This is a genomic window from Rhodococcus sp. WMMA185 (genome assembly GCF_001767395.1).
Taxonomy (GTDB): Bacteria; Actinomycetota; Actinomycetes; order Mycobacteriales; family Mycobacteriaceae; genus Rhodococcus_F.
This window is the reverse complement of record NZ_CP017014.1, coordinates 2,075,365-2,091,538: the sequence shown is the minus strand read 5'-3', so window position 1 is coordinate 2,091,538 and position 16,174 is coordinate 2,075,365. Positions and strand designations below refer to the sequence as shown.

Genomic DNA, 16,174 nt, shown 5'->3' with positions numbered 1-16,174 from the left:
CCGGCGCTACATCTGGCTCAAGTGGCGGCACGCATCGTGGCCAGGAAGGTTGCGGCACCGAAGAACAGCCCGGAGAAGGCGCGGTTGGTGGCGCGCTGCTGCCGGGGTGATCGTAAGAGTTGTAGGACCTTTGCCGCCAGCCCGGTGTAGAAGGTCATGACCACGACGTCTACCACTATCAGGGTGGCGGCGATGATCAGGTACTGGGGGACGAGTGGGGCCGACGTATCGAGGAACTGCGGGAGAACCGCCAACATGAAAATGATGGCCTTCGGGTTGCTCGCGTTGATGAGAAAGCCGCGCAGCGCCATCGCCGGTCCGCTGGCCTCGGTGGCTTCGTCGTCGAGGCCGGACATGTCGGTCGGTCTCGCCCGCCACTGCCGAATCCCGAGATACACAAGGTATGCGACGCCTAGCCACTTGATCACTGTGAATGCGAATACCGAACTCGCGAGCAACGCCCCGAGTCCGGCCGCGACCAAGACGATCTGCAGCAGTAATCCCAACTGAAGACCCGCAATGTTCCAGTAGCCGCGTCGAAGACCGAATCGCATTCCGGTGGCCATCGACATGATCGCGCTTGCCCCTGGGGACAAGCTGATAACGACAGAGGCGCCGAGCCACGCATACCAAACCTGCCAAGACACCAGACCATCGTACCGACACCGGTCGGGTTGTGCCGAGTGGGATTTATGCAGGTGGGAGGTGTATTTGAAGGGTGAAAATCAAGTGGAGTGGCGGACCGTGGCCAGGAGTGTGGCAGCCGTGAAGAACAAACCGGAGAAGGTTCGGTTGGTGGCTCGCTGCTGACGCGGCGACCTCATCAGCCGAAGGACCCTCGACGCCAGGCCGGTGTAGCCGATCATGATGGTCATGTCGACCGCGATCATGGTGACGGCGATGATTGCGTATTGAAGGAGCAGCGGCTCGTCCAGGGCAATGAACTGGGGGATCACCGCCAGCATGACGACGGTCGCCTTTGGGTTACTGGCGTTGACGAGAAAGCCGCGCAGGGCGATTGCCGGTCCGCTGGCCTTTCCGGTCTCGCCGCCGCTGTCTGGAGCATCGGTCGCGACCGCCCGCCACTGCCGAATCCCGAGATACACAAGGTACGCGACGCCGAACCACTTGATCACCGTGAACGCGTGCGTCGAGTTCGCCAGCACCGCGCCCAGCCCGGCGGCGACCACCACGAGTTGCAGCAGTAGTCCGAGTTCGAGACCCAGGATGTTCCAGTAGCCGCGTCCTAGGCCGAATCGCATCCCCGTGGACATCGAGGCAACCGCGCCGGCACCCGGGGACAGACTGATCAGGCACCACGCCCCGAACACCGCGTACCAGACCTGCCAAGACACCAGACCCATCGTACTGACACTCGACGAGACCGCCAGTGGAGATTGTGCTGGTGAGAGGTGGATTTGCTGAGGGGCAAAACTCAAAACCCTGTTCCAAATGTGGCATTTGGGGGATACTCGTCAGTAGGACTACCCGGTAGTAGGAGGCGCGACATGGTCGACACATTTACTCCGAAGGTCACCGAGGAGCAGGCGCGGGCCGTCGCCGAGGAGGCGAGGGAGTCGGGTTGGGACAAGCCCTCTTTCGCGAAGGAACTGTTTCTCGGACGATTCCAGCTCGATCTGATCCATCCCTTCCCGCAACCGACGCCCGTGGATGCGGCGAAGACCGAGGAGTTCCTGGGCCGCCTTCGCGCCCACTGTGAGGAGATCGACGGCAGCGTCATCGAATCCGAGTCGCGTATTCCCGACGAGTACGTCCGCGGCTTGGCCGACCTCGGGTGCTTCGGACTGAAGATCCCGCCGGAGTACGGCGGTCTCGGCCTCTCGCAGGTGGCGTACAACAGGGCACTGATGCTCGTGGGTTCAGTGCATCCGAGCCTGGGTGCTCTCCTGTCGGCCCATCAATCGATCGGTGTCCCCGAGCCACTGAAGCTCGCAGGCACCCCGGAGCAGAAGCGCGAATTCCTGCCGCGCTGTGCCCGCGGCGCTATCTCGGCGTTCCTGCTCACCGAACCGGATGTGGGATCTGATCCGGCGCGCCTCGCGTCGACGGCGATCCCCATTGAAGACGGCGCTGCCTACGAACTGGACGGGATGAAGCTGTGGACCACCAACGGCGTGGTCGCGGAACTGCTCGTCGTCATGGCGCGCGTGCCGAAGAGCGAGGGCCACCGCGGCGGTATCTCGGCGTTCGTCGTCGAGGCCGACTCGCCTGGTATCACCGTCGAACGGCGGAATGCGTTCATGGGACTGCGGGGCATCGAGAACGGTGTCACCCGCATGTACAAGGTTCGCGTGCCCCGAGAGAATCTGATCGGGCGTGAAGGTGACGGCCTCAAGATCGCGCTCACCACGCTGAACGCCGGCAGGCTCGCGATTCCGGCTATGTGCGCCGGTGCCGGCAAATGGTCGCTGAAGATCGCCCGGGAATGGTCCGGCGTGCGGGTGCAGTGGGGCAAGCCCGTCGGCGAGCACGCCGCCGTTGCGAGCAAGCTGTCGTTCGTGGCCGCGACCACCTATGCGCTCGAGGCGGTGGTGGACCTGTCGGCGCAGATGAACGACGAGGGTCGCAACGACATTCGGATCGAGGCGGCGCTGGCCAAGCTGTGGTCGTCCGAGATGGCCTGCATCATCTCCGACGAATTGGTCCAGATACGCGGCGGGCGGGGCTACGAGACCGCGGCGTCCCTGGCCGCCCGCGGGGAACGTGCGGTTCCTGCGGAGCAAGTGGATCGCGATCTGCGCATCAACAGGATTTTCGAGGGCTCGAGCGAGATCATGCGCCTGCTCGTCGCCAGGGAAGCCGTCGACGCGCATCTGACCGCTGCGGGCGACCTCGCCGATCCGCGTGCGGACGCCGGTGCGAAGGCCCGCGCGGCAGCGAAGGCCAGCGGCTTCTACGCGAAATGGCTACCGAAGCTGGTTGCGGGAAAGGGGCAGGTGCCCACGGCCTACGGTGAGTTCGGCGCCCTGGCCAAGCATCTGCGCTTCGTCGAGCGGCACTCTCGCAAGCTGGCCCGCTCCACGTTCTACGGCATGGGACGCTGGCAGGCAGGGTTGGAAAAGCAGCAGGGATTCCTCGGTCGGATCGTCGATATCGGCGCCGAACTGTTCGCGATGTCCGCCTCTTGTGTCAAAGCGGAGATGCAACGCCGGGAGAACGAGGCCGAGGGGACCGCAGCATACGAACTCGCCGACTTGTTCTGCCGGCAGGCGGCACTGAGGGTCGAGAGCCTGTTCGACGGGTTGTGGAACAACACCGATGATGTTGACCGAAAGGTCTCGCAATCGATCCTCGAAGGCCGGTATGCCTGGCTGGAACGGGGAGTGATCGACCAGAGTGAAGGCACTGGGCCGTGGATTGCCGAATGGACTCCCGGGCCGTCCGTCGAGGAGAATTTGGCTCGAAGGTTCCTGCGCTCTACCCACGAATAAGCACACTCGACTGCCTCTACGCCGGTACGCGACATCCTCGTTCCACCGCCGACCGGTGAAAAGGTGGTGCGGCTATCCTGGATAATCGGTGTCGTGCTCAGTTCGTCGTGAACGGTGCGCTCCTTGAATGACGCTGTGTCCGTCACTTGCCGCGTCCCACCAGTCGCAGAGAGGACCCCTCATGCTCGCCCGCACCGACCTTCGCGGTCGTACGCCGTCCACGTCCGAACTTCGGGCCGCACTTCCTCGAGGTGGAGTGGATGTGGATGCGGTGCTGCATCAGGTTCGCCCGGTCGTCGAGTCGGTTCGTGAACGTGGCGCCGAAGCGGCCCTGGAGTTCAGTGAGAAGTTCGACGGCGTTCGGCCTACCCAGGTCCGTGTACCGCAAGCCGAACTGGACCGCGCACTCCGCGAGCTCGATTCGGCGGTGCGCGCCGCTCTCGAGGTCGCGATCGAACGGACCCGCAAGGTACACGCCGATCAGCGGCGTACCGACACCACAACAGAGGTGGTTCCCGGCGGCACCGTCACCGAGCGGTGGATTCCCGTCGACCGTGTCGGTCTCTACGTGCCAGGCGGCAATGCGGTTTACCCGTCGAGTGTCGTGATGAACGTGGTACCCGCACAGGCGGCCGGCGTTCGCTCGCTGGTGGTGGCGTCGCCGCCGCAGTCCGACAACGGCGGCCTACCGCACCCGACCATCCTCGCGGCGGCAGCCCTTCTGGGCATCGACGAAGTGTGGGCCGTCGGCGGCGCTCAAGCCGTTGCCCTGCTCGCCTACGGTGGCACCGACACCGAAGGCGGGGACCTCGCCCCCGTCGACCTGATTACCGGGCCGGGCAACATCTACGTCACGGCTGCAAAGCGGCTGTGCCGTGGTCTCGTCGGGATCGACGCCGAGGCAGGCCCCACCGAGATCGCGATCCTTGCCGACTCCACCGCCGATCCGGTGCATGTCGCAGCCGACCTGATCAGCCAGGCCGAGCACGACGTGATGGCGGCCAGTGTGCTGGTCACCCCAAGTGTCGAACTTGCTGATGCCGTCGAGACAGCACTGGCCGCTCAGCTCGAGATCACCAAACACAGGGAGCGGGTCATAGCCGCGCTGTCGGGCACCCAGTCCGGCATCGTCCTGGTCTCCGACGTCGACGCGGGACTGCGCGTCGTCAACTCCTACGCCGCCGAGCACCTCGAGATCCAGACCGAGAACGCGTCCGCGGTGGCCGCCCAGGTAACCAGTGCCGGTGCGGTATTCGTCGGCCCTTGGGCGCCGGTCAGCCTGGGTGACTACTGCGCCGGGTCGAACCACGTGCTGCCCACCGCCGGCTGTGCCCGGCACTCGTCCGGTCTGAGTGTGCAGACCTTCCTGCGGGGGGTGCACGTCGTCGACTACACCGAAGCCGCGCTGAAGGAGGTGTCCGGTCATGTCATCACCCTCTCGAATGCAGAGGACCTGCCGGCCCACGGTGAGGCCGTGCGCCTGCGCTTCGAGGCCCTGCGATGACGGGGCCGGATGTCCCGGGCGCTTCCATCGGTGTGGATGCGCTGCCGATCCGGGAGAGCCTGCGCGGTAAGTCTGCATACGGCGCCCCGCAACTGAGAGTCCCGGTGCAACTGAACACCAACGAAAATCCGCACCCGCCAACGCAGGCGCTCGTCGACGACGTCGCGGAATTCGTCCGGGAGGCGGCACGGGAGTTGCACCGCTACCCGGACCGGGACGCGGTGGCGTTGCGCACCGATCTCGCCGCATATCTCACCCGTCAGACCGGTGTTCACGTCACCACCGAAAACGTCTGGGCAGCCAATGGGTCCAACGAGATCCTTCAACAGCTGCTGCAGGCTTTCGGGGGTCCCGGTCGCAGCGCAATGGGCTTCGTGCCGTCCTATTCGATGCACCCGATCATCGCCGACGGCACTCAGACCGAGTGGCTGCCGATATTCCGCCGCGACGACTTCGCTCTCGACGTAGAGGCCGCAGTCTCGGCCATCGGCGAACGCCGGCCCGACGTGGTGTTCGTGACCAGTCCCAACAACCCGACCGGACACAGTATCGAGATCGCGGACCTGCGCCGGATCCTCGATGCCGTAACGGGCATCGTGGTCGTGGACGAGGCGTATGCCGAGTTCTCCGACGCTCCGAGCGCAATGACCCTGATCGACGAGTACCCGTCGAAGCTCGTGGTGTCGCGGACGATGAGCAAGGCGTTTGCGTTCGCCGGTGGCAGGCTCGGATATCTCGCGGCCGCACCGGCGTTCATCGAAGCGCTGCTGCTCGTCCGGCTGCCGTACCATCTGTCCGTGATCTCGCAGGCTGCGGCCCGGGCTGCCTTACGGCACGCGGACGAGACGCTCGCCAGCGTGCACTCCCTTGCCAAGGAACGGGTTCGTGTTTCGAAAGCACTGGAGGACAAGGGCTTTCGAGTCATCCCGAGTGATGCGAACTTCATTCTGTTCGGCGACTTCACCGACAGCGCCCACGCGTGGCAGGCCTACCTCGATCGGGGGGTGCTGATTCGGGACGTCGGCATTCCGGGCTACCTTCGCGCCACGATCGGGCTAGCGTCCGAGAACGATGCCTTCATATCGGCCGGCGACGAGATTGCCGCGACCGAACTCACCAGTTCAGGAGACCGAGCATGACCGATCGCATCGCCAAGGTGGAACGCACAACCAAAGAATCGAGTATCAGCGTCGAACTGAACCTCGACGGCACCGGTGTCGTCGACGTCTCGACCGGCGTCCCGTTCTTCGACCACATGCTGACCGCGCTCGGCGCCCATGCGAGCTTCGATCTCACCGTCCGCGCAGAGGGCGACGTCGAGATCGAGGCGCACCACACGGTCGAGGACACCGCGATCGTGCTGGGCCAGGCACTTGGCCAGGCACTCGGCGACAAGAAGGGCATCCGCCGGTTCGGAGACGCCTTCATTCCGATGGACGAGACCCTCGCCCACGCGGTGGTCGACGTGTCCGGCCGTCCGTATTGCGTGCACACCGGGGAACCGGAACACCTCCTGCACGCCGTCATCGGCGGGGACCCCGGTGCCGCGTACTCGACGGTGATCAATCGTCACGTATTCGAATCGATCGCCCTCAACGCCCGCATCGCCCTCCACGTGCGGGTTCTCTACGGCCGCGATCAGCACCACATCACAGAGGCGGAGTTCAAGGCTGTTGCGCGAGCGCTGCGCGAGGCGGTAGAACCGGATCCCCGAGTCACCGGCGTGCCGTCGACCAAGGGCAGCCTGTAAGGGAAGTCCGGTTCGTGAGTGTCGTCCTGGTCTACGTCTTCTTCATCGCCGCGGGAATCGCGGCGGGCGGCGCCTACTCGATGTGGAAGTTGAACAAGCTGGCATCGGGTGTTCTTCTGGCCTTGGCTGTGCTCGCCGCAGTGGCGGGCGTTCTCAGGTTGGTGTAGATGACGGCCGCCGCAGAACCACGCCGCGGCCTCTTCCGCACACCCGGTCTGCCCACCGCCATGGTGATGGGTGCGGCCGCGTTCGGTGGATGGGCCGTCTTGCTGCCCGTCGTTCCCCTGGTGGTGTCTTTGTCCGGCGGTTCGGACGCACTGGCCGGCAGTGTCACCGCCGTCTTCATGGCCGCGACCGTCGTGACTCAACTGGCGGTGCCCAGGCTCCTGCGCCGGTGGGGACACCGGTGGGTACTCGCAGCCGGGTGCATGCTGCTCGGCCCACCATCGTTGCTGCTGTTACTTTCCGTCCACGCGGTCCCCGTTCTCGCCGTGTCGGCCTTGCGCGGAACGGGCTTCGGAATGCTCACTGTCGCCGGGTCTGCGCTGGTTGCCGAGCTCGCGCCACGCGAGATTCTCGGGCGGGCGACGGGCGCCCAGGGAATCGCGGTCGCCGGATCACAGATGGTGGGTCTTCCTGTGGGCCTGGCGATCATGCAGCGTTGGTCTGCTACCCCTGTCTTCGTGTTGGGGGCCCTGATCCCAATGGTCGCCGTAGTCGCGATCGCACGATTGCCCGCGATCGAGAACCGCCCCGATCGAGCGTCCTACGGGCGTATTCCATTGTGGGTTCTTGTCATACCGTGGCTGGCGATTGCCGTCGCCGCTGCAGCTTTCGGTGGTCTGTCCAGCCTGCTGCCCATTGCACTGGAAGACCGGGCCTCGTTCGCGGGGGTCATTCTCGCGGTTTCGAGCGGAGCGACACTCCTGGGACGGTATACGGCGGGGTTCGTCTCGGACCGAATCGGAGTGGGTCGCCTACTGGTGCCCGCCCTGGCGTTGGTATGCGCCGGACTGGTGCTGTTCGCCCTCGGTGAGGCAACGCACGCTCACGCGGCGTTGTTGGTATGCGCGGCGATCGCCTTCGGGTTCGGCTTCGGCGCGGTGCAGAACGAGTCGCTGGTGATGGTCTTCACCGCCGCGGGCCCCTCGCGGTTCGGCGCCGCGAGCGCGGGTTGGAACATCGGATTCGACGCGGGTGCGGGGCTCGGGTCCCTCGCACTCGGTGTTGTTGCCTCCTTGGCGGGATACTTCTGGGTCTTCGCAGTCGCGGCGATGGCGGCAGCGGTCGTTCCGGCCGTCGGAATGGTCGCCCACCGCGCGCTCGGGGCGGGTGCGCGGCCGGATAGGGTGACCGCATGAGCGCCCCAAAGATCGCCATCCTCGACTACGGTTCCGGCAATCTGCATTCGGCCACCCGCGCGCTGGCCAGAACCGGCGCGACCGTCGAGGTCACGTCCGACCCGAAGGTGGCGCTCGCGGCCGATGGTCTCGTCGTTCCCGGTGTGGGCGCATTCGCGGCGTGTATGGAGGGACTTCGTGCGGTTCGCGGCGAACGGATCATCGGTCAGCGGCTCGCAGGCGGGCGACCGGTCCTCGGAATCTGCGTCGGCATGCAGATCCTCTTCGAACGCGGCGTCGAATTCGGCGTCGCGGCCGATGGCTGCGGCGAATGGCCAGGTACTGTCGAGCGCCTGCAGGCCGACGTTTTGCCGCACATGGGCTGGAATACCGTCGAGGCACCGGACAACAGCACCCTGTTCGCTGGGATCGACCCCGACACCCGCTTTTACTTCGTCCACTCGTATGCCGCCCAGACCTGGGAACTACCGACGCCGGAACGGCTAGCGCCCCCGGCACTGACGTGGGCCGACTACGGCGGCAAGTTTCTCGCCGCCGTGGAGAACGGTGCGCTGTCCGCCACGCAGTTCCACCCCGAGAAGTCCGGAGACGCGGGTGCGGAGTTGCTCCTCAATTGGGTCGGCAGCCTGTAGCGCGCGTTCCGCGGTGCGTCGTGTGACGCGATTCCCGCGCTACGTCCGGACTCGGCGGAGAGGACCCGAGGCCCGGTTCCCGCCGCACAGCGACTAGGGTTGTCGCACGTGAGCCTGGTTCTTTTGCCCGCTGTAGATGTCGTCAACGGAGAAGCTGTTCGCCTCGTCCAAGGGGAGGCCGGCACCGAGACCGGATACGGCTCGCCGCGCGACGCCGCACTCGCATGGCAGAACGACGGCGCCGAGTGGGTGCACATCGTCGACCTCGATGCCGCTTTCGGGCGCGGTTCCAATCATGAACTGCTCGCCGATGTGGTGGGCGAACTCGACGTCCAGGTGGAACTGTCCGGCGGAATCCGCGACGACGCGTCGCTCGAGGCAGCACTGGCCACCGGGTGTGGACGCGTCAACCTCGGGACCGCCGCCATCGAGAATCCCGACTGGTGTGCCCGCGCGATAGCGAAGCATGGCGACAAGATCGCAGTCGGCCTCGACGTACGGCTCGTCAACGGTGACTATCAGCTCCGCGGCCGCGGCTGGGTGACCGAGGGCGGGAACCTATGGGACACCCTCGCCAGACTCGACAAGGACGGCTGCTCTCGATATGTCGTTACCGATGTGAGCAAGGACGGCACACTCACCGGCCCGAATCTCGAGCTCCTCGCGCAAGTCTGCGCGGCCACCGAAGCGCCTGTCGTCGCGTCAGGCGGGGTCTCGACGTTGGGTGACCTCGAGGCGATTGCCGGGCTCGTCGACCAGGGAGTCGAGGGATCCATCGTCGGGAAGGCGCTCTACGCGGGACGGTTCACCCTTCGCGAAGCACTCGACGCGGTCTCGGGCTGAATGCACCGACAATGAGTCTGTCCCGCGACCCCCAGGAACTACTTGCCATCGCCGCCGAACTACTCGACGGTGTGCACGACCGTTTCGTCTCCGGAGTAGGGGCGCCAAGCGCGGTGCACAAGGGTCCCGATGACTTCGCTACCGCCGTCGATCTCGAGCTCGAGAAACGGTTGACCGGGGAACTGCGCGATCGGACCGGTATCGATGTCCACGGTGAGGAGTTCGGCGGTCCTGACCTCGGTAGCGGACCCATCTGGGTGCTCGATCCCATTGACGGCACCTTCAACTACTCGGCGGGGCTGCCCACTGCGGGCATACTGCTCGCGCTCCTCGATGCCGGTGTGCCGGTTCTGGGTCTCACTTGGCTACCGCTTGTCGGCCGGCGGTACGCCGCCATCGCAGACGGACCCTTGCTCGAGAGCGGACGGCCACTGCCGAGGCTGAGTCGGAGCTCGCTGGCTTCATCGATCGTAGGCATGGGTGCCTTCAATATCGACAGCCATGGCCGCATTCCCGGCTCCTATCGGCTGAAGGTCCTGGCGCAGTTGAGTAGGGTGTCGTCGCGTATCCGGATTCACGGATCGATAGGTGTGGATCTTGCGTTCACTGCTGCCGGAATACTGGGCGGCGCAGTAGTGTTCGGTCACAATGCTTGGGACAATGCGGCGGGTGTCGCGTTGGTGCGGGCTGCCGGTGGCGTCGTAACGGACTTGGCAGGCGATCCGTGGACCATCGACTCGGGTTCGGTGCTCGCTGGTGCACCGGGTGTGCACGGCGAGATTCTCGATATTCTCGGGTCGTTGGGTGACCCACGTTCAGGGCTCGAGGAAGGGCACGCGCAATGACTTTGGCAGTTCGGGTAATACCGTGTCTGGACGTCGATGACGGCCGCGTCGTCAAGGGTGTCAACTTCGAGAATCTGCGAGATGCCGGTGATCCGGTCGAACTGGCTGCCGCCTACGATGCCCAGGGCGCAGACGAACTCACCTTTCTCGACGTCACCGCGTCCACTGCGGATCGGGGCACCATGCTCGACGTCGTGAGTCGGACGGCGGAGCAGGTTTTCATCCCCCTGACGGTCGGTGGCGGAGTCCGTACGGCCGAGGACGTGGATCGACTGCTGCGGGCCGGAGCAGACAAGGTGAGCGTGAACACCGCAGCCATCGCCCGGCCGGAATTGTTGCGTGAGTTGAGTGAACGCTTCGGTTCGCAGTGCATCGTGTTGTCGGTGGACGCACGGACCACGCCGGAGGGTGGACCTTCCACCGAGTCCGGCTGGGAGGTGACCACGCACGGCGGCAAACGGGGAACCGGGATCGACGCGGTCGAGTGGGCGGTTCGCGGCGCCGAATTGGGGGTGGGGGAGATCCTGCTCAACTCGATGGACGCGGACGGCACAAAGGCGGGATTCGACCTGCGGATGATCCGCGCCGTGCGCGCCGCCGTGCACGTACCGGTGATCGCGAGCGGCGGGGCGGGTGCCGTCGAGCACTTCGCCCCCGCGATCGGGGCAGGTGCTGACGCAGTGCTGGCGGCCAGCGTGTTCCACTTCGGCGACATGACCATCGGCGATGTGAAGAAGTCCATGCGCGAAGAAGGGATTGCGGTCCGATGAGTCTCGATCCGGCCATCGCGTCCCGGCTCAAACGCAACGAGGCCGGGTTGTTCAGTGCTGTGGCGCAGGAGAAGTCGACCGGCGATGTGTTGATGGTCGCGTGGATGGACGACGAGGCTCTCGCGCGTACGCTCGAGACCCGCAAGGGTACGTACTACTCGCGGTCGCGTCAGCAGTACTGGGTGAAGGGCGAGACGTCGGGGCATACCCAGTACGTGCACGAGGTGCGCCTGGACTGCGACGGCGACACGGTCCTGCTCGTCGTCGATCAGGTGGGTGCCGCGTGTCACACCGGGACGCACACGTGCTTCGATTCCGACGTACTGCTGCGCGGCGAATAGGTTGCGGACGAACAGATTCGGCTGTTCGAGACCAAAGCGAATCATCAGGTGGAGCACTGTCTGATCCACCGATGAACCCTTAGGGTGTCGTCGAGTGGTTGCCCACCCGGGGCTCGTGTTGAGGGAATGCCTGGTGCGTTGTGTCCATCACAACAAGCGGGCTCATCGAGCGTTCGCGGGCACTGGAACTCGACGGCCGTGGCATGCGTTCGAGGACACATGGTGAGTTCGGTTCCGTGCCTCGGTTCAGTGAGATCGGGGCTCGGGGAGATCGGGGCACGGAACCGAACTGGTCATTTAGCTTGTGGCGTGAGACTTCCGGTCCATGCAGGGGTGTTACTGGTGACGCGCACATAGTCCACCAACATGGTTTGGGGGAACGATGTGGTGGGGTCGGGGTTTCCGGAGAAGTTACCGCCGACAGCGACGTTGAGAATCATGAAAAACGGGTGGTCGAAGACCCATTGGTTTCCCATGCCGATGTCCAGCGGTGTCCGGCTTGCGTACTGTTTGCCGTCCAGCGTCCACGTGATCAGGTTCGGGGACCAGTCGACAGCATAGGTATGAAAGTCGTCGGAGAGCTTCTGGCCGTCGGGAAGAGTGAAGCTGGTGGTGGGGCCTTCGTCGCCTTCGTATCCGGGCCCGTGGATTGTGCCGTGGACAGTGCCTGGTTCGCTGCCCTTGTACTCCATGGCGTCGATCTCACCGCTCTGCGGCCACCCTACTTCTGTGAAGTCGCTACCCAACATCCAGAACGCGGGCCAGATCCCTTGTCCGATGGGGAGCTTGATCCGCGCCTCGAAGTGGCCGTACGTCGGGTTGAATGATTCCGAGGTGTTGATTCGTCCCGATGTGAAGTCGCCGACCTGGGGATCGCTCAGATCGGTGCCCTCGTTCATCTTGGCTGTGATCTGTAGGTGCCCGTCGCCGTCGAGCGAGATGTTGTCCGTACCGTCGGTGTATTGCTGTAGCTCGTTGTTTTCACCGAAGCCGGGGTCGTAGATCCATTTGGATTCATCGATGGGGGAGCCGGCTGGTCCTTCGAAATCGTCTTCGAAGATCACCGTTCCGAGTGGCGCCGGATTGGCGAGCGCTACCGGCACACCGGTGAACCCTGCAACGCTCACCGTCGTCAGAGCGAGAACGGCGGCAGAGCCGAGGGTTGAGATCAAGACCGAAGACGTTCGGCGACCGGAACGCGAGTCGCGGCTGGTGAAGATACGCAAAGATTTGGACATGTATAGCTCCTTGTAGTCCGTATGAAGTTGTCTCCAGAGGTCCGTCGTGCAGGTTCTCTCTCCGGAGGACTCCGCATGTAGGTCTACTCGGCATGGGCGGGGTTGTCTATACCGAGTCTTCACGGGTTGTCGTCTTCACGGGTTGTCGGAGCAGAATGAAGTCCTGTGGCCCGGAGGTGATCTCGAACGAGGCGGGGCGTGTGCCGAGCAGGGCCGTGCGGCTGGCCTAAAGGGCCTTACCTGCACCTGTGGACGGTCGTGTCCACAGGTGCAAGTTGCGCCGCAAGAGATTTCGAGACCTACCGGTCTGTACACGGTTTGCAAACGACTTGCCGAAACGAGCCGACACGGCAGACCGCTGCGAGCACTTCGCAAGTGCTGTCTGCTCTGAAAGAGCAGACTGTCCCGTGACCTTCAACAGCACTGCCGCGAGCACTTGAGGCCGCTACCACGAAATATGTTGAGAGGCAGGCTCTCTTGCGCGCACCGGCGGGAGCACGTCAGTGCGCGCAAGATCGGCGAAGAACATAGGCGAAGACGGCAGTCGAAACATGTGCCAGTTGCTCGGCGCCTCTCGCGCGCGGGCTCAGGTGGCCTGGCGGGTCTGCAGGAACGCGAGGGCTTGGTCGCCGTGAGTGTTGGCTCGGAACTCGCTGGAAATCACTTCGAGCACCGTGCGGTCGGTATCGATGACGAACGTGGATCGCTTCACCGGTGCAAGTTTGCCCAGCAGCCCACGACGGACTCCGAACTTCTCCGCCACGGCGCCGTCGGCGTCCGACAGCAGCGGGTAGTCGACGGATTGCTCTTGCGCAAAGGATGCCTGCTTGTCGACGGCGTCGATGCTGATGCCGGCGCGGGATGCGCCGACGGCGGAGAACTCTGCACCGAGGTCGCGGAAGTGGCAGGCTTCGGCGGTGCAAACCGGCGTCGAGGCTGCGGGGTAGAAGAACAACACCAGAGGACCGTCTTCGAGCAGGCTCGATAGTGAGCGTTCGACTCCGTCCTGGTCGGGCAGGGTGAATTCCGGGGCGATCTGACCTGGCTTCATAAGTGCCGAGGTTACCGTGCACGTAGGCACGACGGATGCGCCTGGGATGATAGGGGCATGCACGGCGAGCCTACTACGATTCCCACGCCTATTTCTGCCGCCACCGAGCCTTCAGGCGCGTCGAATTCGACCACGACGCGCGAGCAGTTTCATGCGCTCGCCGCAGAACACCGGGTGGTCCCGGTGACCCGCAAGGTGCTGGCCGACGCAGAGACCCCGCTGTCGGCGTATTCCAAGCTCGCGGCGGGTCGACCCGGTACGTTTCTGCTCGAGTCTGCAGAGAACGGTCGATCGTGGTCGCGGTGGTCATTCATCGGTGTGGACAGTCCGGCCGCGCTCACCGTCGTCGACGGTGAAGCGGTCTGGTACGGCAACGTCCCCGCAGGAGTACCGTCCGGCGGCGATCCGATCGCGGCACTCGGCGCAACGCTGGAGTTGCTGCGGACCGAGCGACTCCCCGATCTGCCGCCCCTGACCGGTGGAATGGTCGGCTTCCTCGGGTACGACGCTGTGCGCAGAATCGAGCGCATCGGTGAACATGCCCTCGACGATCTGCAGATCCCCGAGATGGTCATGCTGCTCGCCACAGACCTCGCGGCGGTCGACCATCACGAGGGTGCCATCACACTGATCGCCAACGCGGTCAACTGGGACGGCACAGACGAACACGTCGACGAGGCCTACGACAACGCGATCGCGCGCCTAGAGCGTATGACCGCGGCGCTGTCTGCTCCGGCGGCCTCGACGGTGTCGACGTTCACGAAGCCCGCTCCCGACTACCGGCGTCAGCGCACCACCGAAGGTTTCGGCGCCGATGTGAAGAAACTCGTAGGGGATATCGAGGCCGGCGAGGCATTCCAGGTGGTGCTCTCGCAGCGCTTCGAGATCGACTGCACCGCGGACCCGATCGATGTCTACCGGATGCTGCGTGCTTCCAATCCCAGCCCCTACATGTACCTCGTCAACGTGCCGAACGGGGACGACGAGACTGCCTTCGCCATCGTCGGGTCGAGTCCGGAGGCTCTGGTGACAGTGTCGGAGGGTGTCGCCACCACACATCCGATCGCCGGAACCAGGTGGCGTGGTGCCACCGAGGAAGATGATCTCCTCCTCGAGAAGGATCTTCTCGCTGACGAGAAGGAGAACGCCGAGCACCTGATGCTCGTCGATCTGGGCCGCAACGACTTGGGTCGGGTATGCGAACCGGGAACGGTGAAAGTCCACGACTACCGCCACATCGAGCGGTACAGCCACGTGATGCACCTGGTTTCCACCGTCACCGGTCACCTTGCGGAAGGAAAGCAGGCCCTCGACGCCGTCACTGCGTGCTTCCCCGCGGGCACGCTGTCGGGGGCGCCGAAAGTGCGGGCCATGCAGCTGATCGAGGAACTCGAGCACACCCGGCGCGGGGTATATGGCGGCATCGTCGGCTACCTCGACTTCGCAGGCGACGCCGATACTGCGATCGCGATCCGGACCGCGGTGATCAAAGACGGCATCGGGTACGTCCAGGCGGGTGCTGGAGTAGTCGCGGATTCGGTTCCCGAATACGAGGACAATGAGGCCCGCAACAAGGCGATGGCCGTACTCGGTGCCATCGCGGCCGCCCACACATTGCGACCGGTTCACACGTCAGGGGGCGGTGCACGGTGACAGATTCCTCGCAGCCCGCCGAATCGTCGCGGCAGTCGGCGTCCACGACCGGGCGTCGCCGGCCGGTTGTCTCGGTGGGGCTTCTCGGTGTCGCCGCAGGGTTCTTGTGGGCCGCGTCCCGCATGACCTGGGTGGAGGTCACTTCCGCCGACGGACTCGGTGAAGAGCGCACCTCTGCACTCGTGGGGGGAACCTGGGCGGCTGCGCTCACCCCACTCGCGCTGACGCTCGTTGCCGCCGTCGCCGCTTCGTTCGCTGTCAAAGGTTGGGCGCTTCGTGTGCTCGGCGTGCTCGTCGCTGCGGTCGCGGTCTCCGCCGCCGTCCCAGCCATCCTCCTACTCATGGTCGGGGCGTCGTATGACGAGGCAGGTAGGTTGGCCGAACTCCCGGCCCGCGCCGTGGTTCAATCCGTCGACATATATGCGGCGCCGGCGATCCTCGTCCTGGTCGGCGCCCTGGCAGCCCTCGCCGCAGCAGCCGAGCTGATGAGCCGTCCCCGCGCAGAGGCTGGACTTTCGTCCAGGTACGACAGTCCGGGGGCCAGGCGTGCGGCGGCAGAGAAGGGAGGTACCGCGGCCGACGGTCCGGTGACGCAGCGGGCACTGTGGGACGCTCTGGACGCCGGTGAAGATCCCACCGCGGGCGACAGCAGGGGCGACGGTGTCGAGCACGTTGACGACACCGGCGGCGACCCGGGTACCCGAATGTAAACAGCGTCACAGTGCCATCTAGGC

17 protein-coding genes are annotated in these 16,174 nt (G+C 64.9%); 13 read left to right on the top strand and 4 right to left on the bottom strand.

The features are described from left to right. Positions 1-17 precede the first annotated feature (17 nt). Together BFN03_RS09240 and BFN03_RS09235 are read right to left on the bottom strand one after the other, a co-directional pair. Positions 18-647 (bottom strand): LysE family transporter, encoded by a 630-nt coding sequence (locus BFN03_RS09240; protein WP_070378769.1) that lies wholly within the window; start codon positions 645-647, stop codon positions 18-20. A gap of 78 nt (positions 648-725) precedes the next feature. Beyond that, positions 726-1,355 (bottom strand): LysE family transporter, encoded by a 630-nt coding sequence (locus tag BFN03_RS09235; protein ID WP_070380763.1) that lies wholly within the window; start codon positions 1,353-1,355, stop codon positions 726-728. 153 nt (positions 1,356-1,508) lie between these two features. Here BFN03_RS09235 and BFN03_RS09230 point away from each other — a divergent pair, with 153 nt between their 5' ends. The 11 genes from BFN03_RS09230 (at position 1,509) to hisI (ending at position 11,498) form a co-directional block, all read left to right on the top strand. After that, complete coding sequence (locus BFN03_RS09230; protein WP_070378768.1) at positions 1,509-3,452, top strand: acyl-CoA dehydrogenase family protein; 1,944 nt, start codon at positions 1,509-1,511, stop codon at positions 3,450-3,452. Positions 3,453-3,633: 181 nt separating this feature from the next. After that, positions 3,634-4,956, top strand: a complete 1,323-nt coding sequence (hisD, locus tag BFN03_RS09225; RefSeq protein WP_070378767.1) for a histidinol dehydrogenase — start codon at positions 3,634-3,636, stop codon at positions 4,954-4,956. Further along, positions 4,953-6,095 carry a histidinol-phosphate transaminase gene (locus BFN03_RS09220; protein ID WP_070378766.1) on the top strand — a complete coding sequence of 381 codons (1,143 nt, stop codon included), beginning with the start codon at positions 4,953-4,955 and terminating at the stop codon, positions 6,093-6,095. The genes hisD and BFN03_RS09220 overlap by 4 nt, the downstream gene beginning before the upstream one ends. Continuing rightward, a complete protein-coding gene (hisB, locus tag BFN03_RS09215) occupies positions 6,092-6,706 on the top strand; it encodes an imidazoleglycerol-phosphate dehydratase HisB (RefSeq protein ID WP_070378765.1) in 615 nt (204 codons plus the stop codon). Before BFN03_RS09220 ends, hisB begins: the two co-directional genes overlap by 4 nt. 14 nt (positions 6,707-6,720) lie before the next feature. Further along, positions 6,721-6,873 (top strand): hypothetical protein, encoded by a 153-nt coding sequence (locus BFN03_RS20600; protein ID WP_198163436.1) that lies wholly within the window; start codon positions 6,721-6,723, stop codon positions 6,871-6,873. Beyond that, the gene (locus BFN03_RS09210) at positions 6,874-8,067 is read left to right on the top strand and encodes an MFS transporter (RefSeq protein WP_070378764.1); all 1,194 of its coding nucleotides are present in this window, start codon (positions 6,874-6,876) and stop codon (positions 8,065-8,067) included. It abuts the gene before it with no gap. After that, positions 8,064-8,699 carry an imidazole glycerol phosphate synthase subunit HisH gene (gene hisH, locus BFN03_RS09205; RefSeq protein ID WP_070378763.1) on the top strand — a complete coding sequence of 212 codons (636 nt, stop codon included), beginning with the start codon at positions 8,064-8,066 and terminating at the stop codon, positions 8,697-8,699. Before BFN03_RS09210 ends, hisH begins: the two co-directional genes overlap by 4 nt. A gap of 108 nt (positions 8,700-8,807) precedes the next feature. Further along, positions 8,808-9,542, top strand: a complete 735-nt coding sequence (gene priA / locus BFN03_RS09200) for a bifunctional 1-(5-phosphoribosyl)-5-((5-phosphoribosylamino)methylideneamino)imidazole-4-carboxamide isomerase/phosphoribosylanthranilate isomerase PriA (RefSeq protein ID WP_070378762.1) — start codon at positions 8,808-8,810, stop codon at positions 9,540-9,542. An 11-nt stretch (positions 9,543-9,553) separates the two neighbouring features. Beyond that, a complete protein-coding gene (locus BFN03_RS09195; protein WP_070378761.1) occupies positions 9,554-10,387 on the top strand; it encodes an inositol monophosphatase family protein in 834 nt (277 codons plus the stop codon). Continuing rightward, entirely contained in the window at positions 10,384-11,157 is a 774-nt protein-coding gene (hisF, locus tag BFN03_RS09190) for an imidazole glycerol phosphate synthase subunit HisF (RefSeq protein WP_070378760.1), read from the top strand. Before BFN03_RS09195 ends, hisF begins: the two co-directional genes overlap by 4 nt. Beyond that, entirely contained in the window at positions 11,154-11,498 is a 345-nt protein-coding gene (hisI, locus tag BFN03_RS09185) for a phosphoribosyl-AMP cyclohydrolase (protein WP_070378759.1), read from the top strand. The genes hisF and hisI overlap by 4 nt, the downstream gene beginning before the upstream one ends. Positions 11,499-11,791: 293 nt before the next feature. On the opposite strand, the gene BFN03_RS09180 is transcribed toward hisI, so the two are convergent. Both BFN03_RS09180 and BFN03_RS09175 read right to left on the bottom strand, forming a co-directional pair. After that, on the bottom strand, positions 11,792-12,736 hold the full coding sequence (locus BFN03_RS09180) for a glycoside hydrolase family 16 protein (protein ID WP_070378758.1): 945 nt from the start codon (positions 12,734-12,736) through the stop codon (positions 11,792-11,794). A gap of 586 nt (positions 12,737-13,322) precedes the next feature. Further along, entirely contained in the window at positions 13,323-13,787 is a 465-nt protein-coding gene (locus BFN03_RS09175; protein WP_070378757.1) for a peroxiredoxin, read from the bottom strand. A 57-nt stretch (positions 13,788-13,844) separates the two neighbouring features. Between BFN03_RS09175 and BFN03_RS09170 the strand changes: the two genes are divergently transcribed. Together BFN03_RS09170 and BFN03_RS09165 are read left to right on the top strand one after the other, a co-directional pair. After that, on the top strand, positions 13,845-15,440 hold the full coding sequence (locus BFN03_RS09170) for an anthranilate synthase component I (protein ID WP_070378756.1): 1,596 nt from the start codon (positions 13,845-13,847) through the stop codon (positions 15,438-15,440). Then, on the top strand, positions 15,437-16,150 hold the full coding sequence (locus tag BFN03_RS09165; protein ID WP_070378755.1) for a TIGR02234 family membrane protein: 714 nt from the start codon (positions 15,437-15,439) through the stop codon (positions 16,148-16,150). Before BFN03_RS09170 ends, BFN03_RS09165 begins: the two co-directional genes overlap by 4 nt. The last annotated feature ends 24 nt before the right edge of the window (positions 16,151-16,174 follow it).